The sequence below is a fragment of the Nakamurella deserti genome, from assembly GCF_003260015.1.
Taxonomy (GTDB): domain Bacteria; phylum Actinomycetota; class Actinomycetes; order Mycobacteriales; family Nakamurellaceae; genus Nakamurella; species Nakamurella deserti.
The window spans coordinates 1,406,884-1,432,540 of the sequence record NZ_QCXS01000002.1 but is presented as its reverse complement, the minus strand read 5'-3'; the positions used below and the strand labels follow the sequence as shown (position 1 = coordinate 1,432,540).

23 protein-coding genes are annotated in these 25,657 nt (G+C 70.4%); 8 read left to right on the top strand and 15 right to left on the bottom strand.

All coding sequences use genetic code 11. The features are described 5' to 3' along the window. The first annotated feature begins 338 nt into the window (after nucleotides 1-338). Nucleotides 339-764, top strand: a complete 426-nt coding sequence (locus tag DB033_RS06535) for an FGGY-family carbohydrate kinase (RefSeq protein WP_111765972.1) — start codon at nucleotides 339-341, stop codon at nucleotides 762-764. Between the two features lie 250 nt (nucleotides 765-1,014). Here the strand turns inward: DB033_RS06535 and DB033_RS06530 are convergent, their stop codons facing one another. From DB033_RS06530 to DB033_RS06495, 8 genes are all read right to left on the bottom strand, one after another. After that, the gene (locus DB033_RS06530; RefSeq protein WP_111765971.1) at nucleotides 1,015-1,539 is read right to left on the bottom strand and encodes an SIS domain-containing protein; all 525 of its coding nucleotides are present in this window, start codon (nucleotides 1,537-1,539) and stop codon (nucleotides 1,015-1,017) included. Next, entirely contained in the window at nucleotides 1,536-2,192 is a 657-nt protein-coding gene (locus DB033_RS06525; RefSeq protein ID WP_157970547.1) for a beta/alpha barrel domain-containing protein, read from the bottom strand. The genes DB033_RS06530 and DB033_RS06525 overlap by 4 nt, the downstream gene beginning before the upstream one ends. Then, complete coding sequence (locus tag DB033_RS06520; protein WP_111765969.1) at nucleotides 2,189-2,908, bottom strand: transaldolase family protein; 720 nt, start codon at nucleotides 2,906-2,908, stop codon at nucleotides 2,189-2,191. Before DB033_RS06520 ends, DB033_RS06525 begins: the two co-directional genes overlap by 4 nt. 24 nt (nucleotides 2,909-2,932) lie before the next feature. Continuing rightward, a complete protein-coding gene (gene xylB / locus DB033_RS06515) occupies nucleotides 2,933-4,417 on the bottom strand; it encodes a xylulokinase (RefSeq protein ID WP_111765968.1) in 1,485 nt (494 codons plus the stop codon). Further along, entirely contained in the window at nucleotides 4,417-5,112 is a 696-nt protein-coding gene (locus DB033_RS06510) for a KpsF/GutQ family sugar-phosphate isomerase (protein WP_157970546.1), read from the bottom strand. The genes xylB and DB033_RS06510 overlap by 1 nt, the downstream gene beginning before the upstream one ends. Then, nucleotides 5,109-6,740: a sugar ABC transporter ATP-binding protein gene (locus DB033_RS06505; RefSeq protein WP_111765966.1), complete on the bottom strand. Its 1,632-nt coding sequence runs from the start codon at nucleotides 6,738-6,740 to the stop codon at nucleotides 5,109-5,111. Before DB033_RS06505 ends, DB033_RS06510 begins: the two co-directional genes overlap by 4 nt. A gap of 1 nt (nucleotide 6,741) precedes the next feature. Further along, nucleotides 6,742-7,776, bottom strand: coding sequence for a substrate-binding domain-containing protein (locus DB033_RS06500; RefSeq protein ID WP_111765965.1), 1,035 nt, complete (start codon nucleotides 7,774-7,776; stop codon nucleotides 6,742-6,744). Between the two features lie 113 nt (nucleotides 7,777-7,889). Continuing rightward, entirely contained in the window at nucleotides 7,890-8,942 is a 1,053-nt protein-coding gene (locus DB033_RS06495) for an ABC transporter permease (RefSeq protein WP_205843684.1), read from the bottom strand. Between the two features lie 128 nt (nucleotides 8,943-9,070). On the opposite strand from DB033_RS06495, the gene DB033_RS06490 reads away from it, so the two are divergent. Further along, a complete protein-coding gene (locus DB033_RS06490) occupies nucleotides 9,071-10,048 on the top strand; it encodes a sugar-binding transcriptional regulator (RefSeq protein ID WP_157970545.1) in 978 nt (325 codons plus the stop codon). Between the two features lie 175 nt (nucleotides 10,049-10,223). On the opposite strand, the gene DB033_RS06485 is transcribed toward DB033_RS06490, so the two are convergent. The 7 genes from DB033_RS06485 to DB033_RS06455 form a co-directional block, all read right to left on the bottom strand. Next, complete coding sequence (locus DB033_RS06485; RefSeq protein WP_111765963.1) at nucleotides 10,224-11,126, bottom strand: alcohol dehydrogenase catalytic domain-containing protein; 903 nt, start codon at nucleotides 11,124-11,126, stop codon at nucleotides 10,224-10,226. A 339-nt stretch (nucleotides 11,127-11,465) separates the two neighbouring features. Further along, entirely contained in the window at nucleotides 11,466-12,221 is a 756-nt protein-coding gene (locus DB033_RS06480; RefSeq protein ID WP_111765962.1) for an ABC transporter ATP-binding protein, read from the bottom strand. Beyond that, complete coding sequence (locus tag DB033_RS06475) at nucleotides 12,218-13,039, bottom strand: ABC transporter ATP-binding protein (RefSeq protein WP_111765961.1); 822 nt, start codon at nucleotides 13,037-13,039, stop codon at nucleotides 12,218-12,220. The genes DB033_RS06480 and DB033_RS06475 overlap by 4 nt, the downstream gene beginning before the upstream one ends. After that, entirely contained in the window at nucleotides 13,032-15,047 is a 2,016-nt protein-coding gene (locus tag DB033_RS06470; protein ID WP_111765960.1) for an ABC transporter permease, read from the bottom strand. The genes DB033_RS06475 and DB033_RS06470 overlap by 8 nt, the downstream gene beginning before the upstream one ends. Nucleotides 15,048-15,055: 8 nt before the next feature. Continuing rightward, a complete protein-coding gene (locus DB033_RS06465; RefSeq protein WP_157970544.1) occupies nucleotides 15,056-16,270 on the bottom strand; it encodes an ABC transporter substrate-binding protein in 1,215 nt (404 codons plus the stop codon). Between the two features lie 296 nt (nucleotides 16,271-16,566). Continuing rightward, nucleotides 16,567-16,920 carry an NIPSNAP family protein gene (locus DB033_RS06460; RefSeq protein ID WP_111765958.1) on the bottom strand — a complete coding sequence of 118 codons (354 nt, stop codon included), beginning with the start codon at nucleotides 16,918-16,920 and terminating at the stop codon, nucleotides 16,567-16,569. A 172-nt stretch (nucleotides 16,921-17,092) separates the two neighbouring features. Further along, nucleotides 17,093-18,280, bottom strand: a complete 1,188-nt coding sequence (locus tag DB033_RS06455; protein ID WP_205843683.1) for a serine hydrolase domain-containing protein — start codon at nucleotides 18,278-18,280, stop codon at nucleotides 17,093-17,095. Nucleotides 18,281-18,467: 187 nt separating this feature from the next. Here DB033_RS06455 and DB033_RS06450 point away from each other — a divergent pair, with 187 nt between their 5' ends. The 6 genes from DB033_RS06450 to DB033_RS06425 all read left to right on the top strand — a co-directional run bounded on the left by DB033_RS06450 (nucleotide 18,468) and on the right by DB033_RS06425 (nucleotide 25,501). Next, on the top strand, nucleotides 18,468-19,406 hold the full coding sequence (locus DB033_RS06450) for a LysR family transcriptional regulator (RefSeq protein WP_170315482.1): 939 nt from the start codon (nucleotides 18,468-18,470) through the stop codon (nucleotides 19,404-19,406). A gap of 443 nt (nucleotides 19,407-19,849) precedes the next feature. Beyond that, the gene (locus tag DB033_RS06445; RefSeq protein ID WP_111765955.1) at nucleotides 19,850-20,602 is read left to right on the top strand and encodes an SDR family NAD(P)-dependent oxidoreductase; all 753 of its coding nucleotides are present in this window, start codon (nucleotides 19,850-19,852) and stop codon (nucleotides 20,600-20,602) included. Between the two features lies 1 nt (nucleotide 20,603). After that, nucleotides 20,604-20,927 (top strand): muconolactone Delta-isomerase, encoded by a 324-nt coding sequence (locus tag DB033_RS06440; RefSeq protein WP_157970543.1) that lies wholly within the window; start codon nucleotides 20,604-20,606, stop codon nucleotides 20,925-20,927. Between the two features lie 64 nt (nucleotides 20,928-20,991). After that, nucleotides 20,992-21,780 carry a shikimate dehydrogenase family protein gene (locus DB033_RS06435; RefSeq protein WP_170315481.1) on the top strand — a complete coding sequence of 263 codons (789 nt, stop codon included), beginning with the start codon at nucleotides 20,992-20,994 and terminating at the stop codon, nucleotides 21,778-21,780. A 101-nt stretch (nucleotides 21,781-21,881) separates the two neighbouring features. Beyond that, on the top strand, nucleotides 21,882-24,068 hold the full coding sequence (locus DB033_RS06430; RefSeq protein WP_111765952.1) for an alpha-ketoacid dehydrogenase subunit alpha/beta: 2,187 nt from the start codon (nucleotides 21,882-21,884) through the stop codon (nucleotides 24,066-24,068). Continuing rightward, complete coding sequence (locus tag DB033_RS06425) at nucleotides 24,068-25,501, top strand: 2-oxo acid dehydrogenase subunit E2 (protein ID WP_111765951.1); 1,434 nt, start codon at nucleotides 24,068-24,070, stop codon at nucleotides 25,499-25,501. Before DB033_RS06430 ends, DB033_RS06425 begins: the two co-directional genes overlap by 1 nt. The last annotated feature ends 156 nt before the right edge of the window (nucleotides 25,502-25,657 follow it).

The following is a 25,657-nucleotide window of genomic DNA, read 5'->3' as shown; positions in this document are numbered from 1 at the left end:
CACCCTTGTCGACCGGCTCGGGCCGGCGCCTGAACCGGGCCCGAGGTCAGTGGTCAGGGGCGGGTGTCACCACCACACCTCATCCATCAGCCGGAGCCTGGCGTCGTCCCGTGGCCGCCGCGGGTTCCGCGGCGAGGGCGCCTGCGCGCGCCGACTGCGCCCGATGGGCGAGTACGTCAGCTGGGCCGGGTGACACACCGGAGGCGGCCGCCCTCATCGGCCTGCCGGCGGGTCTTCCGGTCATCGCCATCGCCAACGACAAGGCGGTCGAGGCCCTCGGCTGCGGTTTGCTGTAACCCGACACGATCCTGAAGCCGTCGGGCGCCTCCATCGCCGCGATGACCGCCAGCCCGGACCGAGGCGCCGACGACCACCGGTACTGGGCGGACTCCGCTTCGATCCCGCACACCTATCTCCTGGAGAGTGTCGGCATCCGCCGTGGGATGTGGATCGTCAGCTGGCTGCGCGACCTCCTCGGCGTGGACCTCGAGGAACTCACATCGGCGGCTGCCCGGGTACCGGTCGGACTCGGGGGAGCGATGACCGTGCTGGACTGGCTGGCCCCGACCGACCACCCACACCGGCGCGGCGCCATCCCGGGTTTCGACGGCACCCAGGGCCACGGACACCTGTACCGCTCCCTCGTCGAAGGCATCGCCCTGACCATGCGCCGTCACACCGTGGCGATGGAGTCGTCGCTGGTTGCCGCCATGATCCCGCCGGGACGCCCGTTCCGACCCCGGCCCGATGCCGCTACCGAGTAGGCCGCTCTCGCGCCCGTCTAGGACCGCATCACCCACCACACCGACCCGCTCTTCGAAAACCCGGCGGCAGTCCGCTGAACGGTGGCCGCCGGTCCTCACCCCGGCACCGGCGGTCCTGGTCGTACGCAGCTCGACGGATGGCGCCGACGTCGACGTGGCGGTGACACCGCGCGCGCCGGCACGAAGCTCGCTCCAGGCCTCGTGTTCCGCCGCCGCACGGTTCCTGAGGCGCCACCGCTCGCGGCGCCGGTCATTCCAGATTCGTGTGGCGTTCGTGCATGCGCCGGTACGTTCGCGGGTCCGCGCCGGTGATGTCGAGGACGAGTGAGTCGAGGAGCAGCAATGCGGCCTGCTCGAACAGGGAGCCCCCGAACTGCCGGGTGGAGACCACGGGCAGCGGCACCATGAGGGTGGCCAGTCTCCCGAGACTGCTGTCCTCACGGGTGGTCACGGCCAGGATGGAAGCACCCGCCTCGGCAGCCCTGCGTGCCAGGTGCAGCGTCACCGGCGTCTCCCCGGAGGCTGACAGCACCAGGAGTCCGTCGCCGGGCCCGATCGACGGTGTCGTCACGTCACCGATGACGTGGATGTCCACACCGAGGTGCATGAGTCGCATCGCGGCCATGCACGCCACCAGCCGCGATCGGCCCTGTCCGGTCGTGAACCAGCGGGTCTGTGGCGTCGTCAGAGCTGCGACAGCCAGCTGGACCCGGGTCGGGTCGACGGCGTCGAGGGTGGCCACCAGCTCTTCGTGGATGCGCGTCAACGAGGTCATGAGGCGACCTGGGGGCGAGCGGGCACCGAGGTGAAGAGCCGCCGTCCTGCGACGATGTAGGTGGCGCCGGCGGCGAGAATACGGTCCAGGTCCACCTCCCGAACCCCGCCATCGACGCCGACGGTCGTGCCGGCGTGGGCATTCTCGACTTTCGAGAGGTGCCGGAGGTCCGCGGAACGGCGGGTTCCCGGCTCGAGCAGCATCACCAGCAGACCGTCCACGTGAGCCGACGCCTCGGCGCACTCGACCAACGACGTGCCCGGGGCGACCGCCAACCACGGACTCACACCCGCCGCTCTGATTCGGGCGGCGACATCACCCACCGCAGCGACACCCTCGAAGGGGAAGGTGATCCGGTCGACGCCCGGCCGGCACACCAGGTCCAGAGCCGCCAGCGCGCCCGCGGTGAGCAGATGGATGTCCAGGCGCGCGAGCCGGGCCGCGGCCAGCGCGGCGATGAGGTCGACATCGACACCTTCACCGGGGTCGTCGAAGACGTCGGCGTGTACCCAGGCCCCGTGCCGGTGCAGGAGATCGGCGGCGGATGCGCGCTGCGCAGCGGGAACCGCGTACAGGCTGCCCGCGAGGGTGCCGCCCGATGCACGGATGCGATCAGCGAGTTCGGCGTTGAACGGCGGGGCCTGGGTGGTCATCGTGGGGGGCCCGTCCATTGTCCGCCCTCGGCGTCGGCGGGGCCGGTGGGAGCGACGGCCGGTGGTGGTGGCCCCGCGAGGGCGTCCTCGAAGGCGGCGGCCGCGGCCGTGGTGAGGTCATCCTGCAGCATCTGCTCGAGCAGCGCCGGGCTGAGGGTGAAGTCGGTGACGCCGCCGGCGGCGAGCAGTGCGACGTCGTCGGCGGTGCGGACGCTGGCGGCGAGCACCGACGTCCGGCAGTCACCGAGAATGCGCTGCATGGCGAGCGTCTGGGCGATGCCGTCGCGTCCCGCGTCCGTCATCCGTCCGACGTACGGGGCGATGGAGTGTGCGTCGGCGGCCACGGCGAGGACCGCCTGGGACGCGTGGTGGACCGCTGTGATCAGCACCGGTACGTCCTCGGCCGCCAGTCGGCGGGCCGCCGCGAAGCCGGATGCGGTCGCGGGGATCTTGACGACGACGTCGTCCCCGAGGTCGCGCAGGCCGCGGCCGCTGGCGAGGATCTCCGGGAGGGTGAGGCCCAGGGTCTGCAGATAGACCCGGGACGCGCCGGCCGCCGTGGCCCACCGGTGGACGGCGGGGAGGTCGTCCTGGGTGAGGCCCGCGCGGGCGAGCAGCGACGGGTTCGTGGTGACACCGTCGAAGAGCCCGGTGGCCAGCAACGGCTCGACCTCGCGTTGCTGGGCGGAGTCGATGAACAGCGAGAGGCGTGTCATGAGCGCACTTTCGGTCCGCGGCGGTCAGATGGACGAGGGAGGTGTGAGAGCAGCGAGCTGCAGGTAGCGCTCGGGCACACCGGCGGCGGCGTCCGCCCGTGGCGCTGTCGTGCCCTGGGTGAGTGGCTGCCAACGGTCACGGATGTCGACGATCGATGCGCCGCTGAGGGCGGCGGTCGCTTGCACACACGCCCCGCGCGCTGTCGCCTCGGCGACGTCGCGGGTGGTGACGGGCCGGCCGAGCATGTCGGCGAGGACCTGGCGGTAAGCGGGCGATCTGGCGCCGCCGCCGGTGGCGACGATGTCACCGTCGGTCGTGACGCCGGCGGCGGTGAGTGCGTCGTGGCCTCGCACGAGACCGGCGATGACACCTTCGAAGGCCGCGAGGGCGAGCGCTTCCCGGCTGAGGGTGTTGGTCAGACCGCCGAGGAGCCCTTCGGCGTGCGGCCGGGCCGGGGTGCGCTCGCCGTCGAGATAGGCCAGCAGGGTGGGTCGAGGTGCGGTGACCGGACAGGCGAGCGCCAGCCGTCCCAGCTCGACGACGTCCACGCCGAGCAGTCGTGCGAAGGTGTCGGTGACCTTCGCGCTGTTGAGGGTGCAGACCAGCGGGAGGAAGTGGCCGGTGGCGTCGGCGACGCCGTCGACCCAACCGGTGAGATCGTGCACCGCGTCGGGGCTGGTGGCCAGGACGACACCCGACGTGCCCAGGCTGTACGCGACATCGCCCGGTCGCAGACCGAGGCCGACCGCCCCGAGGTGCTGGTCACCGCCCCCGGCAGCGACCACCACCTTGCGGTCCAGCCCCAGTTCCGCCGCCACCCCGGGGAGGACGCGACCGGCGACGTCGTCGGGTCCGAGCACCTCCGGGAGCAGCTCCGACCACGCCACGTCGGCGGCGACGAGCTCGTCGAGCAGGTCGGTGCGCCAGCTGCTTTCGGTGGCGGCGTAGTAACCGGTGCCCGAGGCGTCGGAGCGGTCGGTGACCCGGCGACCGGTGAGTCGGAACGTCAGCCAGTCGTGCGGCAGCAGCACACTCGCGGTGCGCTGCAGGGTGTCGGGTTCGTGGTCGGCGAACCAGGCGAGCTTGGTGACGGTCAGCGCGGCGGTGGGGGTCAGGCCGATCGCCCGGACCCAGTTCGCGGCACCGAACCGGTCGACGAGCCGCGTCGCCTGAGGGGCGGAGGTGGTGTCGTTCCAGAGCTTGGCGGGCCTGATGACCTCGTCGTGATCGTCGAGCAGCACCGCTGCGTGGCACTGGGCTCCGACGCTGATCGCGCCGATCGCGGTCGGGGACGTCTGCGCCTCGGCGCAGGCGCCGGCGAGGGCGGTCACGAACGCCTGCCACCACACCGCCGGATGCTGTTCGCTGACCGGTGGGAAGGTGGCCGGGTGGGGGGCCCTGCCGGTACCCCGGAGAGCCCCGGTGTCGGCGTCGCGGAGCTCGACAGTGCAGGACTGTGTGGAGCTGTCGACGCCGGCGACCAGTGGTCGGCGGGCCGCCGCGGTCATCAGTGGCCCTGCGGGGACGGGGCTGCGGCGGGCAGTGCCAGGGTCGGGAGCGGTGCGGGTGCGTCGGTGAGCGAGCCGACCGCGCCGGAGGGGTGGGTGTGCAGCATGCGGTCCCAGGAGTAGCCGCGGAGTCGCATGAGCACCAGCGCCATCGCGTCACCCCACACTGCGGTGACCAACGTGGATCCCATGGCGATGACCTCGCCGGGGTCCACGCCGGGTGGGCTGGTGAGGGTGACCACGACGTCGGAGCGGCGGCCGAGTTCGGAGTCGGGCACGGCGGTGAGGGCGAGGACCGTGGCGCCGCGGTCCTTGACCCGGGTGGCCAGGTTGTTGATCTCGGTGCTGCCGCCCCCGCGGGAGATGGCCACGACGATGTCGCCGCTGGTGACGGCGCCCATGGTGCCGTGCAGTGCGTCGGCGGCCTGGATGAACACCGACGGGGTGCCGCAGACGGAGAACAGGTGCGCCATCCGGCGGGCGATCGCTCCCGAGGTGCCGGCACCGGTCACGAACACCATCCCGGTGCAGTCGTGCAGCAGCCGGGCGGCGGCGACGAATGATCCGTCGATCTGGTCGACGACGGCCAGGACCCCGGCCGCTTCGAGCCGGACGGTCTCGCGCGCCGCGCGCAGCACCGCGTCGGTGTCGGTGTCGTTGCTGGAGATGTGGGTCATCAGAGGGTCTTTCGTCATGCGGCGTCCCACGCTGCCTGACGCAGGTGGACGACGGAGAGTTCGGAGGCGGGTCGGGTGGTGCCGTCGCAGCGGCCGAGGGAGAACGTGGCGACGTCGTCGGAGACGTCGAGGATCTCCTCCTCCTCGCTGGACACCACGATCACCGTCATGTTCTGGTCGTGGGCGAGGGAGCGCAGCAGTCGGTGGATCTCGGACTTGACGCCGATGTCCACTCCCTTGGTGGGCTCGTCGAGGAGCAGCAGCCGGGGCTTCTGCGCGAGGGCCCGTGCCAGCAGGACCTTCTGCTGGTTGCCGCCGGAGAGGCTGACAACCGGAGCCGACCGGTTGCCGCGCACCCGCAGCAGATCCATGTACTCCGTGGCGGTGCGGGCCATCGCCTTGCGGTTCAACGCGCCGAACTTCGTGAACTGATTGAGGATCGGCAGCACGACGTTCATCGCCGAGTCCAGTTTGGGCACGATGCCGTCTGTCTTGCGTTCCTCGGTGAGATAGACGACGCCGGCCTGCTGAGCGTGAGAGGGGTTGCGGGGCAGGTACGGCCTGCCCTCGAACGTCAGTGAGCCGCCCTGGATCTGGTCGAGCCCCACCACCGCGCGCAGCAGCTCGGTGCGGCCCGAGCCGATCAGCCCGTACAGGCCGAGCACCCGGCCGGCGAACGCCTGGATGGAGACGTCCTGCAGGGATCCGGTGCGTAAATGGCTCACCGTGAACGACGGTGTCCCCTCCGCGACGGTGGCGAGGTCGCGGTGCGGTGCCACGGGCGGGCCGGTGGTGGCACTTCGCCCGGCGTCCGGCGTGGTGCCGTCGTCGGCGATCTCGAGCTGGTCGTACTGGCCGGCCTGGAGCAGGTGCACCGCGGCTTCCTCGCCGGCGATGGCACGCACGATGTCGGCCCGGGCGATCTCGTCGACCCGGCCGGAGATGCGTACCTTGCCGTCGACGAGCGCGACGATCGAATGCGCGACCGCGTACAGCTCGTCCATCTTGTGGTCGATGAGGAGGACCCCCAGGCCGGTGTCGCGGGCGAGGCCCTTGACGATCTCGAGGAGCCGGTCGACCTGCTCGCCTTCCAGGGAGGTGGTCGGCTCGTCCAGCAGCAGGAATCGGGACCCGCGCTGGGTGGCGACCGCGATCTCCAGCAGCTGGCGGGTGGCCACCGGGAAGGTGCTGAGCTTGCGGTCGACGTCGACGTCGAGTTCGAAGCGCTTGACGAGATCCGCTGCCGCCGAACGCATCGTCGCTGTGTCGAGCTGGCCGCCCCGCCGGAGTTCCCGGTTGAGGAACACGTTCTGGGTGACGGTCAGGTTCGGTAGCAGCGACAGTTCCTGGTACACCGTGGAGATGCCGGCGGCCAGCGCGGCGGCCGGGCCGGTGAGGGCCAGCGGCTGCCCGTCGACGCTGATCGTTCCTTCGTCGGGGCGGACCGCACCGGCGAGGGACTTGAGCAGGGTGGACTTCCCGGCTCCGTTGTGGCCCACGAGACCCACCACCTCACCGGGCCGGACGGCGATGGTCACTCCGGAGAGAGCCGGCACGCCCGCGTAGCGTTTGACGATGCCGTCCGCGCGCAGCCCCGCGCCGGGGCCGGAGGTGGCCGAGGTGCCCGTCGCCGTCCGGTCGGTCATGTCAGCCGACCTCGCCGGCTGCGGGCGTCTGGCCCTTGACGAACAGCTTCAGCGGCCGCAGGATCTCCGGCTCCGGGGTCGCTCCACCGAGCCAGCCCTTGATCTGCTCCACGACGCGCTTGCCGTAGTCGTTGGGCTCCTGGGCCACACAGGCCGGGTAGGCGTCGGTGAGGGGCTCGTCGGCGGCGCAGAACCCATAGACCTTCACGTCGGTGCCTCCGATGGCCTGCAGAGCGCCGTAGGCGGCCGGGCCGGTGCTGGCGAAGAGCACGTTGACGTCGGGGTTGCCCTGCAGCAGCTCGGCGGTGGCGGCGAGGGAGTCGTCGGGCTTGACGTTGCCGTCGACCTTGGCGACGACCTTGGCGTTGGCGTCCGCGCTGACGGCCTTCTCGAAGCCTTCGTCGCGGATCACGACAGGCACCTCGTCGGGTTCGGTGATGAATCCGATGTTGAGGGTCGCGTCCGCGCCGAGATCCTTCAGGACCTGCTCGCCGACCTGGGTGCCGCCGGCGGCGTTGTCCGCGCCGAGGTACTGGACGATGGTCGCGCCCTGGGAGGTCAGCGCGTCCGGGTCGACGGTGACGTTGACGGTGAACACCGGAACGCCGGCGTCGTTGGCCGCCTTGACGATCGCCGCCGCCGGCGCGGACTTCACCGCGTTCAGCGCGAGCGCGCAGGGCTTCTTCTCCAGCATCGCCTGCACCTGGCCGAGCTGCTGGGCGTCGTCGTCACCGGCGATCTGCACCTCGACGGTGTAACCGGCGGCGGTACCGGCGTCCTCGAAGCCGGCTTTCATGGCGACGTAGTACGGGTTGGTGAGGTTGGGGAGCGCCACTGCGATGTAGGGGCTGTCCTCGTCGCAGGCGGCCGGCCGCGGGATCGATTCGCCGGCGCCGCCCGCGCTCCCGGTGGCTGAGCCGCCGGCGCTGCTGGTGGTGCTGCTGGTCGAGGTGACGCCGGTGTCCAGACCGCCGCAGGCGCTCAGGGTGAGGGCCGCCGAGAGGGCGAGGCCGGTGACGGCAATGCTTCGTCGCATTGGATTGCCTCCGAGAGTAGATGCGCCGGAACGGTTCCGGACGCGAGGGCGAGGGATCGCGGATGAGATCGGTTGATGCTCGAGCGGCGGAGCACGTGCTGCGGGAAGCCGGGTCAGCGACGCGGCACGGTGGTGACCGTTTCGTCCGGAGCGTCGGCCGCAGCGGGCGCGGTGGCGACCGCGTCCGTGGGGCCGCGGCCGGTGGTCAGTCGGCGGAACAGCTGCGAGATCGACAGCTGGCGTCGGTAGGTGTCGAGGCTGACCCCGACCAGGATGATGACGCCGATGACCAGCGGCTGCCAGAAGCTCTCGACGCCGATGACGTTCATCCCGTTGGAGACCGTGGCGATCAGGACCGCTCCCAGCAGAGCGCCCAGGACGGTGCCGACTCCGCCGAAGAGGGACACGCCACCCACGACGGCGGCGGCGATGGAGAAGAACAGCTCGTTGCCCGAGCCGGCGGTGGGGTAGCCGACCATGAGGCGGCTGGTGGTGATGAGGCCGCCGAACGCGGCGCACAACCCGCTGATCCCGTACACCAGGATGGTGGTCCGCGCGATGCCGATCCCGGCCAGCCGTGAGGTCTCGGTGTTGCCGCCGACGGCGTAGATGTGCACCCCGGTCGGGGTGCGGCGCAGCAGGAACGTGAACACGATGGCCGCGAGGATCACGAGCACCACCGGCATCGGAATCCCGAACAGCTTGCCACGACCGATGATCGCGAAGAACTGGTCGGTGACCGACACCGAGCTCGCGCCGGTCAGGATCAGCGGGATGCTCGCGACGATCCCGAAGGTGGAGAAGGTGACGATGAACGGCGGCAGCTTGAGATGGTGGATGAGGCTGCCGTTCACGATCCCGACCACGACGCCGGTGGCCAGCGCGATGACGACGGCGACCGGCCAGGGCATTCCGGCTCGCATCGACAGGGCCGCCAACATGCCCGACAAGGCCACCGTGGAGCCGGTGGACAGATCGATACCGCCGGTGAGCAACACGAACGTCTGGCCCAGGGCCAGAAAGGCGATCACCGCCCCGTTCAGCAGCAGGACCTGCAGATTGCCGACGGTCGCGAAATTGGGCGACAACAGGCTCACGATCACCGCCACCAGGACGAGGATCCCGAGGATGCCGACCTCCTCGGGCATCCGGAATTTCTGTGCCATGGCGCCTCCTTGCGCTACGCTCATATGAGCAGTAGTGTTGCTCGTATGAGATGACAGTAGGTCCCGGAGGTCGAATCGACAAGGGTCTTCGGTCACGAATCGGTAACGCGAGCAACGGGGGCGCTCAAATGAGCATCGAAGACCAGGGGATCGACGAGCGGGAACTCATGGCTGCCGTGGCCCGGCGGTTCTACATCGAGGACCGTTCCAAGGTGGAGATAGCCACCGAGCTGAAGCTGTCGCGCTTCAAGGTCGCCCGGTTGTTGGACCAGGCCCGCAGCTCGGGGCTCGTGACCATCACCCTCGACGACGCCGGCCTGCCCGACCGGGAACTGTCCGAGAGGCTGCGCCGGCACCTCGATCTCACCGAATGCCTGGTCGTCGAGTCCGCCGGCGACGAAGCCGACGTCCGTCGGCAGATCGGTGCCGCCGCCGCGACGCTGCTCGCGAGCTCGCTCCACGAAGGCGACGTCCTCGGGTTGGCGTGGGGACGGACGACAGCCGCTATGACCGCGGAACTGAAGTCCCTGCCGAAGATCTCGATCGTGCAGCTGACCGGGACCGTCGGCGGCGACCTCGCCGAGTCGCCGGTGGAGATCGTCCGGCAGGCCTCCCAGCGCGCCGGTGGCACCGCCAAACCGATCTTCGCCCCGTTCCTCCTGGACGACCCGGTCACCACCGCTGCGCTCCGCCGACAGGCCGACGTCGCCGAGGTGATGGACATGTTCGGTTCGGTCACCGTCGCCGTCGTCGCCGTCGGATCCTGGGACCCGCCCGCATCGCGGCTGCGTGAGGCGCTCTCCGACGTCGATCGAAGGTCGATGGAGGACCAGGGAACGCAGGCGGAGGTCGCCGCCATCTTCATCGACCGCGACGGCCGCGTCGTCGGACAGCAACTCACCGACCGGTGCCTGTCCATCAATGCCACCCAGCTGGCGGCCATTCCGCGCGTCATCGCCGTCGCCGGCGGTCGTGCCAAGGCCCGGGCGGTCCTCGCCGTCGCCCGTGCCCGGCTCATCACCAGCCTGATCACCGACCGCGCGCTCGCCGAAGCCGTTCTGGACATCCCCTACGACACCGAGCCGATCGAGGTGGGCGAGCCGTGAACGGTTCCGTCGGTGGAGGCGAGGCGTCCGGGGTCTCCCCGTCCCGGTCTGCGCGGCGGTCCGGACGACGGACGCCGAGGACGACCGGATCCGTCGAGTTCCTGCCCGGAGCGGTGCCGGGCTGACGCCGCGACAGACACGTGCAGTGACCGCGCGGCTGTCAGGCCCGGGACCGTCAGGGCTGGGTGATGACGACCTTGCCGCTGCCGCTCTCCGCCAGCCGGTGGGCCTCGACGGCGTCCACCAGTGGGATCTCATGGTCGACACGGGGCGTGTAGAGGCCCCGGCGCCCGAGGGCGGCGGCGTATTGCAGGAGGGCGGAGTCGTTGCGCGCGTTGACTTTCGCGACGCGGAGTCGCGCAGCCCCGTCATCGTCGATGACCGTGACCACGCGGGAACGGTCCCCGACGATGTCGAGCAGGTCCGGTAGCGAGTCCGACGGCGCCGCATGCAGGGCGGCGTGTACGCCGCCGGGGGCGAGGACGGCCACGCGTCCGGCCAGTCCGTGACCGTAGGTCGTGGGGACGACACCGAGCGACTCGAGGTAGGGATGACTGCTCTCCCGCCCGGTTCCGACGACGGTGGCGCCGGCGGCGAGGGCGAAAGCGGCGGCGGCGCTGCCGACCGCCCCCGACGCCCCCTCGATGAGCAGCGTCCGGCCGTTCAGGTCACCCAACGGTTCGAGGCCGGCGGCGGCGGTGGCGGATGCGAGCCCGGCAGCGGCGGCCTGCGCCGTCGACCACCCCTCGGGGACGGTGCTCCAGGCGCTCAGGACCGCGAATTCCGCCGTGGTGTCGCTGACCCCGCCAAGACCGAAGACGACGTCACCCACCTGTGCGTCCGTCACTCCGGGGCGGACCTCGTCGACGACGCCGACAGCGTCCCGGCCGGGGATGGCGGGGAGGGGGAGGGGGAAGTTCTGCGCGAGATGGCCGGCACGCAGGATGACGTCGATAGGGTTCACGCTGGTGGCGCGCACCGTGATCCGGACCGAGCCTTCACCGGCGTGGGGCTCCGGTGCCTCCTCGACGACGAGGACGTCGGGGGAGCCGTAGGAGTGGAAACGGACAGCACGCATGAACGGTCTGCTTTCTGGTCGGACGTCGGCAGCATGTGCTGCCGCGGGTGGCGATGTGAGCGGAAGGGCGCCCTGTGCGTCGGCAGCGGCGCCTGTGCGATGCAGCACGCGGTGGGTCGAGATGGTCGTTCAGGACGGAAGCGCGCCGGGCGGTCGACGTCATGGTGGCAACCGCCATTGTCGTGGTGTCGCAACGGTGGCGGTCGTCGCCTCCCACCGACGGCGCACGTGAGATGTCCACCGTGGGGCCGTCGATCCGGGCGTTCCTTCGCCGTCCAGCACGTTCCTGTCACTCGCCGCCCGCCGTTCGGTGAGGTGGACGCTGACTCGACCGCTGTTTCATCGGACGACGATCCCGTCACTCCCGTCCGGCGGCGCCGCGGTGTGCTGCGAGTCGCCCAGATACGAGCTCTCGCCGGCTTCGAGTCGGGCACCGACGTCATCGGGGCGCCCGGTCAGGGCGATCTCTCCGTGTCGTAGGACGATGGCGCGATCCGACGCGCCGAGAGCCACCCGCGCGTGCTGTTCGACGAGCAGCACGCCCGTTCCCTCCCGGTCCGCCATGGTCCGCACCGCTGCCAGCAGTCCGGTCACGATCTGCGGGGCCAGGCCGAGGCTCATCTCGTCGAGCATCAGCAGACGCGGGCGCCGCACCAGCGCCGCGGCGAGCGCGAGCATCTGCTGTTCGCCGCCCGACAGCAGAGCGACCCGGCGACGCCACAAGCGCTGCAGCGCCGGCAACAGCTCGAGGACGTCGTCGGTCTTCCGGACGCGGGACCGCTGAGCGAGCCGCAGCGTGTCGGCGACGTTCAGCTCGCCGAACAGCCCCCGGTCGTCGGGCACCAACACCATGCCGCGTCGCGCGATGCGACTCGTCGCCTCGCGTCCGATCGGCTCACCGAGAACCCGTACCGCCCCGCGAAGTGGACGGATCAGACCGGCGATGGTGAGGAGGGTGGTCGTCTTCCCGGCGCCGTTCGGACCCAGGAGAGCGACGATCTCCCCCTCCGCCACCGAGAACGAGACGTCGCGCACGACCTCGGCACTGCGGTAACCGCCGACCAGATGGTCGACCTCCAGGACCTGCGTCGTCATGACGTCCTCTCCGTGGTCGTAGGTGTCGAAGCCGTTACCGACGTATCGGGGGCGCCGAGGTACGCCGCGATCACCGCAGGCGAGGACCGCACCTGCGACGGGGTCCCGGTGGCGATCACCCGGCCGAACTCCAGCACCACCACCCGGTCACAGATGCCGAAGACGAGGTCCATGTCGTGGTCCACCAGCAGCATCCCCAGGCCGCGGTCGGCCAGTGCGCGCAGGTGGCGGCCGAGGTGTCGGCTCTCGGTGGAGTCCAGGCCGGCGGCGGGCTCGTCCAGCAGGAGGACGGACGGGTCGCTGACGAGCGCCCGGGCGACCCCCAGGAGCTTCTGTTGACCCAGGGACAGCGTCGAGGGCACGGAGTCCAGCCGTCCGCTGAGCTCGAAGTCCTCCAGGAGGTCCGCCGGCACCACCATCGGACGGCGTCGTCGGAACACATCCTGCAGCAGCGTCCGTACCGGGTGACCGGGCCGGTTGCCGACGTCGATGTTCTCCCCGACGGTGAGGTCACCGAACAGGTCCGGGCTCTGCCACGTCCGTTCCAGACCCAAACGCGCGATGCGGTGGGGACCGGACCGGCTGACCACGCGTCCGTCGATGGTGACCTCGCCGGAACGGGGAGTGAAGCCGAGGACCCCGTCGATGAAGCTCGTCTTGCCCGCGCCGTTCGGGCCGATCAGACCGACGATCTCGCCCGGCGCCACGTCGAGGTCGACGTCGTCCACCGCGACGACACCGCCGTACCGCACGGTGGCGGCGCGCACCGAGAGTCCGGACCGGGCCGCCGGATCCGGGACGCCGATGGTGTCAGCCATGGGTCACCTCGACGCGTTCCGTCGTGACGACAGGCTCGGCCCGGTCGCCGGTGGACGGCCGGCGTCCGACCGGCAACCGTTGCCCCGACAGCATTCTGGACGTGGCCCCGGCGATGCCCTCCGGGTTCAGGATGGCGGTCAGGATGAGCACACACCCCGACAGCAGCAGGTACCACGAACCCGGGTCCTGGAACCATCCGCTGACGAGGACGTAGGTGACCCCGCCGGGCACCATCAGGGCACCGAGCAGCGCTCCGGTCAGGCTGGTGATGCCGCCGAGGTAGGCGAAGGCGAGCAGCGGCAGCGCGACCGACAGCACGTCGAAGGCCGCACTCGAGAACTGCCCGACGCTGTAGGTCATCAGCACACCGGCGGTCGCCGCGAGCACCGAGGACAGGGCGAAGACCAGCGCCTTGGTCTCCACGATGCCCACACCCACCGACGCCGCCGCGCGCTCGTTGGAGCGCACGGAGAGAAGCCGCACACCGGTCCGGCCGCCCGCTGCGCGCGAGAGGACGACGAGAGCGACGACGAGTACTCCCGCGCAGAGCAGGATGAAGGGGACGCGGGCGAGGTCGGCGCCCGCCCGGACGCTGAGGTCGACACCGAACAGCCGCGGTGCGGGCAGGGTGCCGAGGGCGGCCGGGTTGAGGACGGGGTTGGAGAACAGGACGGACTGCGCGGCGACGGAGAGCGCGAGCGTCACGACGGTCAGCTGGATGCCCACGGCCCGCAGGGCGGGGAGTGCGACGAGCATCCCCAGGGCAGCTGCGATCGCCACCGAGATGACCGCGGCGACCGGAAAGGGGAGGCCGCCGTCGACGGTGAGCCGGGCGACCAGCAGTCCGGCCGCGCCGGCGATGGCCACCGGGGCGATGGAGATCTGACCCGCGTAGCCGGTGAGGATCACCACGGACAGGACCAGTAGCGCGGCGATCAGGGACTGGGTGAAGGCGAAGCGGTACACCCCGTCGAACACCGCCAGGGCGATCCCGGTCGCCACCACGACGACGATGACCGGCCCGCGTGCCGAAGTCGGTCGACGGACCGCCGGGAGGCGACCCGCGACGGCGGCGCCGCGGCCGCCGAGCGATGCGGGACCGAACAGCAGCACGCCGATGATCAGCAGGAACGGGATCAGGTCCTCGGCGCCGACCTGCAGCCAGGACGGGTACCAGGGCATCGTCTTGAGGTAGGTCAGCAGGGCCTGCAGGACCCCGATCCCCAGCCCCGCGACGGCGACGACGATCACCGATCGGAACCGGGCCAGGAGTGCCGCGGCGAGCGCCGGCACGATGTACAGCGTCATCGTCACGGGGTTGAGCGGGACGAGCGGCGCCACGGTGACACCGACGATCCCCGCGATGAGGCCGGAGAGGGTCCATGCCCGGAGAGCCAACAGGTCGGCCGAGTACCCCATGAGCGTCACCGCCCGGGCGTTGTCCGCGTAGGCGGCGAGGGCGCTGCCCTGCCGCGCGAACCGGAGGTAGGCCCAGACCGCGACGACCACGACGACGAAGAGGATCAGCGACTCGATCCGATCCACCGGGACGGTCTGACCGGCGATCTTCAACGTGTCCGTGCCGAGCCACGACGGCACGATGATCTGGCCGGTGCCGAACTGGATGGTCACGATCGACTGGATCACCGTGGTGATCCCGATCGACGCCACGACGCCGGCGAGCGGCGGCGCATTGCGCAGCGGCCGGAACACGAGGGCGTAGGCCAGCAGGGACAGCACGACAGACGACAGCACTCCCGCGGTGATCGCCACCGCCGGACCAGCAGGCCCCCCGGTGGAGATCGTGCTCGGGATGCCCGGCACCGGCAGGTGGAGCGTGCCCGTGTCGCGCATCGCCTGGTAGACGTAGGCGCCCCACATCGCCACGGCCCCCTGCGCGAGGTTGACGACTCCGGTGCCCCGTTTCGTCGCCACGATCGCCAGCCCCAGCCCGCCGTACGCGACCCCGGCCGCCAGGCCGAGGACCGCGAAGAGCAGCCATTCCATCGCGGACCTCAGCTCTCGTACAGGTCTGCGGTGGTGACGAAGGTGTCACTGAGCGGTTGGAGCTTCCCGTCCTTCACGACGTGGACCAGCAGACCCGGCGCGCAGATCGACATGTTGTCCGGCCACTGCTTGCCGTCGCAGTTCAGCGGCTGGCCCATGAAGCTGTCCACGCCGGAGAAGCCCCGCAGCGCCGCCGTGAGCGACTCCGCGGTCACCTCCCCGTCGACGGTCCGCGCCACGGCCGCGAGGTCCTGCATGGCCGAGAACGTCATCTGGGTGAAGTTGTCGACGTTGGCCGCCGGCTGACCCTCCACCGCTTTCAGATAGGTCGCGATCTGACGCGCCGCGGACTCCGGGATACCAGACGTGTCGCTGGTCGCGTAGAGGTCCGAGTCCGCCAGGACCCCCTCCGCCGCAGCGGGGTCGGCGGTGACGAACTGGCCGCAGCTGCCGGCGAAGATGTCGCCCTGGTAGCCGAGGGTGCGGGCCGCCTGGATGAAGGCGGTGCAGTCGGGCTCCGGTCCGATGATGAACACGGCGTCGGGGTTGTCGGCGACCGCCGAGGCGAACGCGGCGTTGTAGTTGGCCGGAGTGGAGTAGAAGTTCAACGACAGATCGATTCCCAGCGCTTCGGCCGCGGGGACGAGCGAGATGTCGGCGACCGACCGGTCGACCGGCGAGTCCGGATTGAGGAACGCGACCGTCCTGGCCCCGTACTCCTCCTTGAGGGTCTTCAACGGGACGCTGTAGAACGCCCCGGGTGCCGCACCGAAGAACCAGGCGTCCGGGCTGTCGGCCTGGGCGGAGCCGAAGGGGGTGTGACCGACGAACGGGATGCCGGCGCCCGCCAGGATCTCCAGCGCGGTGTCCGAGCTCAGATCGATGCCCTGTACGACGGCGACGACCTCGTCGGAGACGAACTGGTTCGCGCACTTGACCGAGGCGGCGGGTGTGCCGTCGGTGTTGCAGGTGACCAGGTCGATCGGGTGGCCGTTGACACCGCCGTCGGCGTTGACCTGGTCGGCACCCACGGTGCCGCCGGCGCCGAAGTCGGGGAACGCCAGGGCACCGGAGCCCTGGTTCAGGAACCCGATCTTGATGGCCGTGGCGGTCGGCGTCGACGTCGGAGGGGATGCGGATCCACCCGCGGTACCGGAACAGGCGGACACCACCGCCGCCGCCGCGACGATTCCCAGGACGGACAGCTGCTTGACGATTCTCATGCGTTGAACCCCACTTCGGACCGCTTCGGTGCGGTGTTGTGTTTTCCTCGGTGCCGCTGTCGGCGACAGCGACGTGTGCGGAACTGATCTGGACGCGCGACGACACCGTCCGACCCGCCGTGCGGTCATCCCATGGCAGCGACGGGTGCTGTTGACGACGGGAACGTGCGGACCCGGCCTCGCCGGGGATCGGTCGACACGGCGTCGGGCGACTCCGCTTGCCAATGCCGCGAAGCGGCTGGACGTCGTGGTGCCGATGACGTCGGAGGTGTCCTCCGGTCAGCGGTGGACCATCTTCACGACGACCACTCCCGGCCCACCTGGCCGGCCGGCAGGGCGATGCTCGGCGAGAACGCCGTCGGTCTCAGGAGGCGGCTCTCCTGGCTGACGAGCAGAGGCAGCGCCATGTCCAGGAACACCTGCCAACCCGGGTCGCGAGCCAGCGCGGCGCGACGGATGTCGCGATCCGCGGCATCGGCGTATCCCCAGAGGTGCACCACCTGGTTCAGCGCGCCACTCTCGGAGGTGAAGTAGCCGATGAGCGTCCCGCAGTAGCGGGTGTACAACGGCAGGCCCCGCGCCGTGAACGTGTCGACGAACTCCTGCAGCCGCCCCGGTCGAGCGGCGTAGGTGCGTTGATCGACGATCATGTCGCTCCTCGGTGAGGGACGGTGGAGGTTACGGGGGCGGACAGGTCGATCGCCCTTCGGGGATCCCGCCGACCGCGGCTCCGGCGGAGTGCCTGACCGACGAGCGAGATGCGCTAGCCTGCGACTGATCTCGGCAGGGGACGACGAGCAGGCGGCAGGCGGGCCGGCCGCATCAGGCGAGTGCTTCGTAGATGGCGGTGACGTAGCTGTGGGCGGCGTCGGACCCGAGGATGACGCCGTCGGCCATCTTGTTCATCATGTACGAGATCGTCAGACCGCGGTCCGGGTGCGCGACGATCATCGAACCGCCCCAGCCGCCCCAGAAGCAGATCCTCTCGTCCGTGGGGATCGACGGCACCGTCTCGGGCTGGGGCAGGCCGAAGCCGATGCCCCACCGGAGCGGCACCCCGAGGACGAGGTCGACCCCGTTCGCCTGCTCCTGGAAGATCAGGTCGATGGTGTCCGGCCCGAGAAGCCTGATGCCGTCGACGGTCCCGCCGAGCGAGAGGACGGACAGGACGCGAGCCATCGATCGGGCGTTGCCGTGGCCGTTCACCGCACCGATGTCGGCTCGTCGCCACTCCGCGGTGTTCGCGGAGTTGGGGTCGCCCATGGGACCCCAGAGGGTCTTGCCCAGCACGCTGTCGCGGTCGATCTGGTCGAGGTCGAACGCGCGGGTCTTGAACGGGATCATCTCCGCCACCCGGTGATCGTCGCCCGGCAGCGCTCCGATCTGGAAGTCGGCCCCGAGCGGCTCGGCGATCTCGGTGCGGACGAATTCTTTCAGCGTCTTTCCGCTGACGCGTCGCACGACCTCGCCGACCAGGTGTCCCATGTTCGACGCCTGATAGCCGGACGCGGTGCCGGGCTGCCACCAGGGCGCCTGCGCCGCCAGCCGACTCGTCGATGTCTCCCAGTCGTACATGTCCTCGATCGAGAACGGGGTGTCCCACCCGGAGACGCCCGAGGTGTGGGACAGCAGGTGTCGCACCTCGACCGCCTGCTTGCCGTTCGCGGCGAACTCGGGCCAGTACGTCGCGACCGGTGCGAAGACGTCGAGCTCGCCACGGTCCACCAGCATCAGGGCGGCCAGGGCGGTCACGGTCTTGGTGCTCGACCAGACGTTGACGATCGTGTCGGCCGACCAGGGCTTCGTACGGGCGGCGTCCGCATACCCGCCCCACAGGTCCACGATCATCTCGCCGTGGAGGTCGACGGCGATCGAGGCACCGACCTCCGTGCCGGACCGGATGTTGTCCGCCAGCAGGGCTCGCACCCCGTCGAAGCGGGCGTCCGCGGTCCCGTGGACGGTGTCGGTCATGGATGCGGCCTCTGCGGGGGAGTGGTGGACGGACGTCATGGGGGCTCCTGCTTCGTCATAGTGCCGGTCGTTCGCTGCGCACCGTTGAGCGTGGCGTGGACGTTGCGAACAGAGCATGTCCTGCCGGGGCCATAGGCGCCAATACCGGTACTCTAGGCTGCGATAGTCGAACCCTATGGCAGCTGGTCGCCCCGGCCGTGCCGGAGAAGGGGCGGCAGGAGGCGTCGTGGACCTGAGACAGTTGGAGTATTTCTGCGCCATCGTCGAGGCCGGGTCCCTGTCGGCAGCGGCACGGCGGATCCCGGTCGCCCAGCCCACGCTGACGGTCGCGATGCGCAATCTGGAGCGGGAAGTCCGGACACCACTGCTCATCCGCGCGGCCCCGGGGGTCACCCCCACCGAGGCGGGCCGCTACCTCCACGAGGAGGCGCGCCGGATCCTGCGTGAGGTCGCCAACGCCACGACGCACCTCCACGAGATGGCTCGTGGCGCCATCGGCGACATCAACCTGTCGGCCGGGCAGGTCTACAGCTGGGGCCACCTGGCCACGGTGCTCAACGCAGTCACGGTGGCCGCCCCGGACATCCACGTGCGACTGTCGGATCCGCCGCCGTTGGAGATCCTGCGGCGGGTCGGTGTGGGTGACGACGATCTGGGCATCGTGACGACGTCCGATCCCGGCAGACTCGCCGAGCTCTACGGGGACCGCCTGGAGTTCCGTCCCCTCTGTGAGCTGCCCATCGTCGCCGTGTTGCCGCCCGCGTTCTCCGATGCGCCGGATCCGATCGGTCTCGACGAGTTGCGCGATCAGCCCTGGATCGTCCCCGCGACGCCACCGAGCTTTCCCGGTATGGCGAGTCTGATGGAGCGGATGTGGAGCAGTCGCGGTTGGACTCCCCGGGTCATCCGCAAGGTGTCGGCCAGTGAGACCAGCCTGCCGATGATCGCCGGCGGTCTGGGAGTCGCACTGATGCCGAACCAGATCGGCTCTCTCGCCGGTCGATCGGTGGAGCTGCGCCGCACGGTGGAGACGGTGCCCGCCCTCATCGCGGTGGCGGTCTGGCAACGTGAGCGCGCGATGACGCCGGCGACCCGGACCTTCCTGCGCGTGCTCACCGAGGTGCACCGGGACGACGTGGCCCGGGTTCCGCAGGTCCGGACCTGACCGTGCGTGGCAAGGACCGGGGCTGCCGCCCGGTCCGTTCGCCGTCCGGCCTGCCGGGCTGATGCGCTCGGTGGTGCCGGGCCCTGGCAGGGTGGGTGTGCGGACGGATGCGTGGCGACCGCGTTGCACGCGGGCAGCGAGAGACCGAGAGAGCCTGCACCCTGGCTCGCTCCGGCATGCCGTCGACGGCCGGATCGGTCATGCCGCACCGTGTGTCGCCGCCGTCCGGGGCAGGATCGTCCGTCGACCCGCCGTGCGGCTCGGCGGCGCGGGTGTCAGTGCGATGCCTTCGAGGTGGAGGGGTGTCGCCGTCAGAACGGCGATACCCAGATCCTGCAGAACCATAGGAACGCTCTATCGCCTACTGCTTCGCCGGAGGCTGGAGCTATAGCAGAGTGGGTCGGGGCAGCGGCGTCCGCCGCGACCTGACCACGAGGAGCGCGATGAGCGACACAGGTGACGGTTTCGCCGGGCAGGTCCTCCTGCTGACCGGCGCTGCCGGGGGAATCGGTGCGGAGGTCGCGGCCTCCTTCGTCGGCGCGGGCGCCGACGTCGTGCTGGCCGACTTCGACATCGCCGAAGCCGAAGCCGTCGCCCGCCGGATCGATCCGACGGGTTCGCGGACGCTGGCCGCCCACTACGACGCGGCATGTCCGGAATCGTCGGTGGCGATCGTCGACGCCGCCATCGACAGGTTCGGCCGGATCGACCACGTGGTCGCCTGCGCCGGCATCTATGTCGATCAGAGCGTGGAGACGATGACGGTCCAGCAATGGCGCAGAACGCTGTCGGTCAACCTCGACGGCGTGTTCTACCTCGTCAGTGCCGCCGTCGCATCGATCAGGGACGGCGGCTCGATCGTCACGGTGGCCTCGCTCGCGGGCCACCGGGGCAGTCCCCTGCACGCGCACTACGCGGCGAGCAAGGCGGGCGTCATCGGTCTGACGCGCACGCTGGCGGGCGAGCTCGGTCCGCGACTCCGGGTGAACGGGGTGTCGCCCGGGATCATCAGCACCCCGATGACCGAGGCGATGATCGCCGACCGTGGCGACACGGTCCTCGCGCAGACTCCGCTGCGCCGCCTGGGTACCCCTGCGGAGGTCGCCTCGGTCATCGCGTTCCTGTGCAGCGATGCTGCGAGCTTCGTCAACGGCGAGTTCATCCATGTCAACGGCGGCCTCTTCATGGCGGGTTGAGGTGGAGTTCCTCGTCGAGGCCGAGTTCCGGCTGCCACCGGATCTGGACGCCGGAACCCGGCAGCACCTGCTCGACGACGAGTCGCGCTACGGTGCGGCACGACGCGACGACGGGGATCTCGTCCGGATCTGGCGGGTGCCGGGCCGCCCGGCGAACGTGGCGATCTGGCGGGCCGCCGACGCCACGGCCCTGCACGAACTCCTCGCGGCCCTGCCGCTCTACCGTCACAAGTCCATCACCGTGCGGCCTCTCGCGCTGCACCCCCTTGAAACCGCAGAACCGGAAGAGTCGCCGCGTCAGCGGACCGACGGAAAGTCGTCATGACACATCGAGCAGCACTGCCCGCGTCGGCCGTTCGTGTCCTCCGTGCGACCACGGGACGTGTCTCGTGATCTCCGGCACCACGAGAACCTGTTTCGTGGTGGCGGATCCCGTCCACCATCTGCGGACTCCGACGTCCCTGAACCGGATCTGGGAGGCGCAGGGTGACGACGCCGTCACGGTGGCCGCTCACGTCACCGCAGCCGGTCTGAGCGCCTTCCTCGCCGGCATCCGCGTCAACGCCAGTGTCCTCGGAACCGTCGTGACCGTTCCGCACAAGGAGAACGCCGCGGCACTGTGCGACGAGCTCGGGCCGAACGCCCGGCTCGTCGGCGCGGTCAACGTGGTGCGCCGGACCCAGGACGGCCGGCTCGTCGGCGAGACCTTCGACGGTCTCGGCTTCGTCGCGGGCCTGCGGGCGCAGGGCATCGAGCCCGAAGGACAACGGGTCGTCGTGGTGGGGGCCGGCGGCGCAGCGAGCGCCGTCGCCGTCGCGCTGCTGTCGGCCGGCGTGCGGACGTTGGACGTGAGCAACCGGACGGCCCCGAGGGCGGCTTCCCTGGTCGAACGGCTGCACGCTGCCGTGCCGTCGGGCGACGTCGGGACCGGTCTCGATCGCCTGCCCGCCGCGACACTCGTCATCAATGCGACCTCCGCGGGGCTGCACCCGGCAGACGTGTCCCCGCTTCCCGCCGCGGCCTTCCCGGCGGGTGCCACCGCCGCGGATGTCGTGATGAGCAGCAGTCCGACGCCGTTCCTCGCGGCCGCCGCGGCGGCGGGTCTCCGCACGCACGAGGGCATCCACATGCTCGCCGGACAAACCCATCTCATCGCGCAGTTCCTCCGCGCGTCGTAACCGTCACTGGCACCAGTGCTCGTCCGGCCGCTGGTGCCGGCCGGCTGGTGCCGTGCCCTCCCGGTCCGCGCCTCAACGACCTCCCGACAGAAAGTGACCCGATGACTGAGCACCGGCATCTCGAGCCCAGCGCGCCCTGGGTCGAGGTCCTCACCACCGAACGTGATTGGGATGCGGCTGATCCTGATCTGTTGTTGCCGATGCTGAGCCAGATGGTGTTGATCCGCACCTTCGAGGAGTACGTGCTCGAGTTGGCGGCGGCGGGTCTGATCCACGGTCCGGCGCATTCCAGCATCGGGCAGGAGGGCGGTGCGGTCGGGTCGGTGTTGGCGTTGACGGACGCGGACACGGTGAACGGTTCGCACCGGGGTCATCACCAGTTCCTGGCGAAGGTGCTGCATTTCGTGGCGCCGAAGGGCATCGACCCGCGTGACGAGGTGGATGAGGACGTGCGGGCGGTGTTGTTGCGGACGTTGGGGGAGATCTGCGGTCTGGACCGGGGGTTCAGCCACGGCCGTGGTGGTTCGATGCATCTGCAGTGGAAGGCCGCGGGGGCGATCGGCACGAATGCGATCGTGGGTGGTGGGGTGCCGTTGGCGGCGGGGTCGGCGTGGGCGCACCGCTTCGCCGGTACGGACGCGGTGGCGGTGACCTACTTCGGTGACGGCGCGTCCAACATCGGGTCGACGTTGGAGACGTTGAATCTGGCGGCGGCGTGGGACCTGCCGTTGTGTTTCTTCATCGAGAACAACGGCTACGCCGTGTCCACCCACGTCGAGGAAGCCACGAAGGAACCGCGGTTGTCCGCCCGCGGGCCGGGCTTCGGGATCGCCTCGTGGAAGGTCGACGGGATGGATCCGTTGGCGGTGTATCTGGCGATGGGTGAGGCGGTCGCGCACATGCGGGCCGGGAACGGCCCGGCCGTGGTCGAGGCCGACGTGTACCGCTATTTCCACCAGAACGGGCCGTTCCCGGGGTCGGCGTTCGGTTACCGGACGAAGGACGAGGAGAAGGCGTGGCGGCAACGGGACCCGATCGCGTTGGTCGCCGGGCACCTGGTCCGCCGGAACCTGCTCACCCAGGGCGAGGTCGATGAGTTGACCCGGCGGTCGAAGGCGTTGATGGCCGAGATCGGTGGGCAGCTGTTGGAGCCGTTGCCGGGCGGGAAGCCCGGTCAGCGGCAGATCAAGCCGGCGGAGTGGCCGGACCCGTCGTGGGTGGACACCGGTATCCGCGGTGACCTGACCGAACTGGAAGGTTCCCGCTACGTCGAACCCGAAGACTTCCAGGGTGAGGTGGCGGAGGCGAAGTTCGTGGATGTGATCGCCCGGGTGTTGGGTCGCCGGATGGACACCGATCCGGGGGTGTTGGTGCTGGGCGAGGACGTGCACCGCCTCAGTGGTGGGACGAACGGGGCGACGAAGGGGTTGAAGGACCGGTTCCCGGACCGGATCCTGGGGACCCCGATCGCGGAGAACGCGTTCGCCGGTCTGGCCGGTGGCATCGCCCTGGACGGGCGGTTCCGGCCGGTGGTGGAGTTCATGTACGCCGACTTCATGTGGGTGGCGGCCGATCAGTTGTTCAACCAGATCGGCAAGGCCCGGCACATGTTCGGTGGGGACGACGCGGTGCCGCTGGTGCTGCGTTCCAAGGTGGCGATGGGCACCGGCTACGGGTCGCAGCACTCGATGGACCCGGCCGGCATCTTCGCCACCGCCCCCGGCTGGCGGATCGTGGCGCCGTCGACCCCGTACGACTACGTGGGTTTGATGAACACCGCCCTGACCTGTCAGGACCCGGTGGTCGTGCTCGAACACGTCGACCTCTACGCCTCGACCGGTGCTGCTCCGGTCGATGACGCCGAGCTGGACTTCTGCCTGCCGGTCGGCAAAGCCGCGGTCCGCCGCGAAGGCACCGAGGTCACGGTCATCACCTACCTGGCGATGACCAACTATGTGCTGGCCGCGGTCGAGGAGGTCGGTGAGGTGGACGCGGAGGTCATCGATCTGCGGTGGCTGGATCGGGCGTCGATCGACTGGGACACCATCGGGGCCAGTGTGCGCAAGACGAACCGGGTGGTGATCGCCGAGCAGGGCGCGGTCGGTACCTCCTACGGCGGGTGGCTGGCCGATGAGATTGGGCGTCGGTTCTTCGACTGGTTGGACGCGCCGATCGAGCGGGTCACCGGTGGGGTCGCTTCGCCGAGTATCAGCAAGGTGCTGGAACGGGCGGCGATCGCCAAGGACGCGGAGATGGTCGTGGCGTTGCGGAACCTGGGGGGCATCTGATGGCCACGTTATTGCGGATGCCGGAGATCGCCGCGGCGATGACCGAGGCGGTCATCCAGGAATGGAAAGTCGCCGAGAACGCGACGTTCACCGCGGGTGACACCCTGGCCGAGATCGAGACCGACAAAGCCGTCATCGATTTCGAGGCCGACACCGACGGGATCGTGCTGCGGCTCCTCGCCGAAGCCGGTGTCACCATCGACGTCGGCGCCCCCATCGCGGTCATCGGCGACACCGACGAAGCCGGCGCCGACGTCGACGCCCTGCTGGTCTCCCTTGGCGTCACCGACAGCACCACCACCGCCGCCGCCGGGGCATTCGCGCAGGCGCCCGACCAGGCGGGTGCCGTCGTCCCACCGGACGACACCGTCGTGTCAGTCGGCGCGCAGGGGCGCATCGCCCCGGGACCGGCGGTGGCCGGTTCGGGCCGAGCGCCGGCCGAGAACCCCGCCGCGGCAGGGTGGGCCGCCCCGGCCGGTGGGAACGCGGCCGGGTCGGAAGCGAACGGCCCCGCCCCGCACCGGATCTTCGCCAGCCCGCTGGCCCGCAAGATGGCCCGTGAGTCGGGCCTGGACCTGTCCACCCTGACGGGCACCGGCCCGGGCGGGCGCATCGTGCGGTCCGACATCGACGCCGCCCTGCGGCATTCCACCTCCGCCGCGTCGGAGGCGCCGCCCGCTCCGGCCCTGGCAACGAACCCACCGACCGAGACGTCGCCGGGCGTCACGCCGGGCACCGGTCCCTGGACCGACGAACCGCACACCCGGCTCCGCCGTGCCGTCGCGGCACGACTGACCCAGAGCAAGCAGCAGGTCCCGCACTTCTACCTCCGCCGCACCGCCCGCATCGACGCGCTCCTCGCCTTGCGGACCCAACTCAACGCCGCCGCCACCACCCGCATCTCCGTCAACGACCTCGTCGTCAAAGCCGCCGTCCTCGCCCACCGCCGGGTCCCGGCCATGAACGTCATCTGGACCGACGACGCCCTGCGCCGCTACGACGACATCGACGTCTCCGTCGCCATCGCCGGCGACAAAGGCCTCGTCACCCCCGTCATCCGCGCCGCCCAACGACTCTCCATCAGCGAACTGTCCACCACCGTCAAGGACTTCGTCGCCCGCGCCGGCACCGGCAAACTCAAGCAGCAGGAACTCGAGGGCGGCTCCTTCTCCGTCACCAACCTCGGCATGTACGGCATCGACGACTTCGGCGCCATCATCAACCCACCCCAGTCAGCCATCCTCGCCGTCGGCGCCGGCCGACGCACCCCCGCCGTCGACACCCACCCCGACGGCACCGAAACCCTCACCATCGCCACCACCCTCCAACTCACCCTCTCCGTCGACCACCGCGCCGTCGACGGAGCCCTCGCCGCCCAATGGTTCACCGCCCTCATCACCACCCTCGAGAACCCCCTGCAGATCCTGCTCTGACGGAGTTCGGCGAGGTGCACCGTCGATCGAGGTCGGCCACGGTGCGCGAGCAGTGGCCGCTCGACGGCGCTCGCAGATGCCGGGAACCCGATCCATCAGGACTCCGTCGCCCGGCCCGGCACGACGAGCCGGCGCGGAAGCGGCGGGCGGTGTGGC

Excerpts from the sequence above, each read along its gene's own strand:
- DB033_RS06535 (WP_111765972.1), top strand. The coding sequence starts at position 339 with ATGACCGCCAGCCCGGACCGAGGCGCCGACGACCACCGGTACTGGGCG.
- DB033_RS06455 (WP_205843683.1), bottom strand. The coding sequence starts at position 18,280 with ATGACGTCCGTCCACCACTCCCCCGCAGAGGCCGCATCCATGACCGAC.
- DB033_RS06500 (WP_111765965.1), bottom strand. The coding sequence starts at position 7,776 with ATGCGACGAAGCATTGCCGTCACCGGCCTCGCCCTCTCGGCGGCCCTC.
- DB033_RS06505 (WP_111765966.1), bottom strand. The coding sequence starts at position 6,740 with ATGACCGACCGGACGGCGACGGGCACCTCGGCCACCTCCGGCCCCGGC.
- DB033_RS06495 (WP_205843684.1), bottom strand. The coding sequence starts at position 8,942 with ATGGCACAGAAATTCCGGATGCCCGAGGAGGTCGGCATCCTCGGGATC.
- DB033_RS06525 (WP_157970547.1), bottom strand. The coding sequence starts at position 2,192 with ATGACCACCCAGGCCCCGCCGTTCAACGCCGAACTCGCTGATCGCATC.
- DB033_RS06460 (WP_111765958.1), bottom strand. The coding sequence starts at position 16,920 with ATGATCGTCGATCAACGCACCTACGCCGCTCGACCGGGGCGGCTGCAG.
- DB033_RS06485 (WP_111765963.1), bottom strand. The coding sequence starts at position 11,126 with ATGCGTGCTGTCCGTTTCCACTCCTACGGCTCCCCCGACGTCCTCGTC.
- DB033_RS06430 (WP_111765952.1), top strand. The coding sequence starts at position 21,882 with ATGACTGAGCACCGGCATCTCGAGCCCAGCGCGCCCTGGGTCGAGGTC.
- DB033_RS06530 (WP_111765971.1), bottom strand. The coding sequence starts at position 1,539 with ATGACCTCGTTGACGCGCATCCACGAAGAGCTGGTGGCCACCCTCGAC.
- DB033_RS06490 (WP_157970545.1), top strand. The coding sequence starts at position 9,071 with ATGAGCATCGAAGACCAGGGGATCGACGAGCGGGAACTCATGGCTGCC.
- DB033_RS06470 (WP_111765960.1), bottom strand. The coding sequence starts at position 15,047 with ATGGAATGGCTGCTCTTCGCGGTCCTCGGCCTGGCGGCCGGGGTCGCG.
- DB033_RS06425 (WP_111765951.1), top strand. The coding sequence starts at position 24,068 with ATGGCCACGTTATTGCGGATGCCGGAGATCGCCGCGGCGATGACCGAG.
- DB033_RS06465 (WP_157970544.1), bottom strand. The coding sequence starts at position 16,270 with ATGAGAATCGTCAAGCAGCTGTCCGTCCTGGGAATCGTCGCGGCGGCG.
- DB033_RS06445 (WP_111765955.1), top strand. The coding sequence starts at position 19,850 with ATGAGCGACACAGGTGACGGTTTCGCCGGGCAGGTCCTCCTGCTGACC.
- DB033_RS06475 (WP_111765961.1), bottom strand. The coding sequence starts at position 13,039 with ATGGCTGACACCATCGGCGTCCCGGATCCGGCGGCCCGGTCCGGACTC.
- DB033_RS06520 (WP_111765969.1), bottom strand. The coding sequence starts at position 2,908 with ATGACACGCCTCTCGCTGTTCATCGACTCCGCCCAGCAACGCGAGGTC.
- xylB (WP_111765968.1), bottom strand. The coding sequence starts at position 4,417 with ATGACCGCGGCGGCCCGCCGACCACTGGTCGCCGGCGTCGACAGCTCC.
- DB033_RS06510 (WP_157970546.1), bottom strand. The coding sequence starts at position 5,112 with ATGACGAAAGACCCTCTGATGACCCACATCTCCAGCAACGACACCGAC.
- DB033_RS06480 (WP_111765962.1), bottom strand. The coding sequence starts at position 12,221 with ATGACGACGCAGGTCCTGGAGGTCGACCATCTGGTCGGCGGTTACCGC.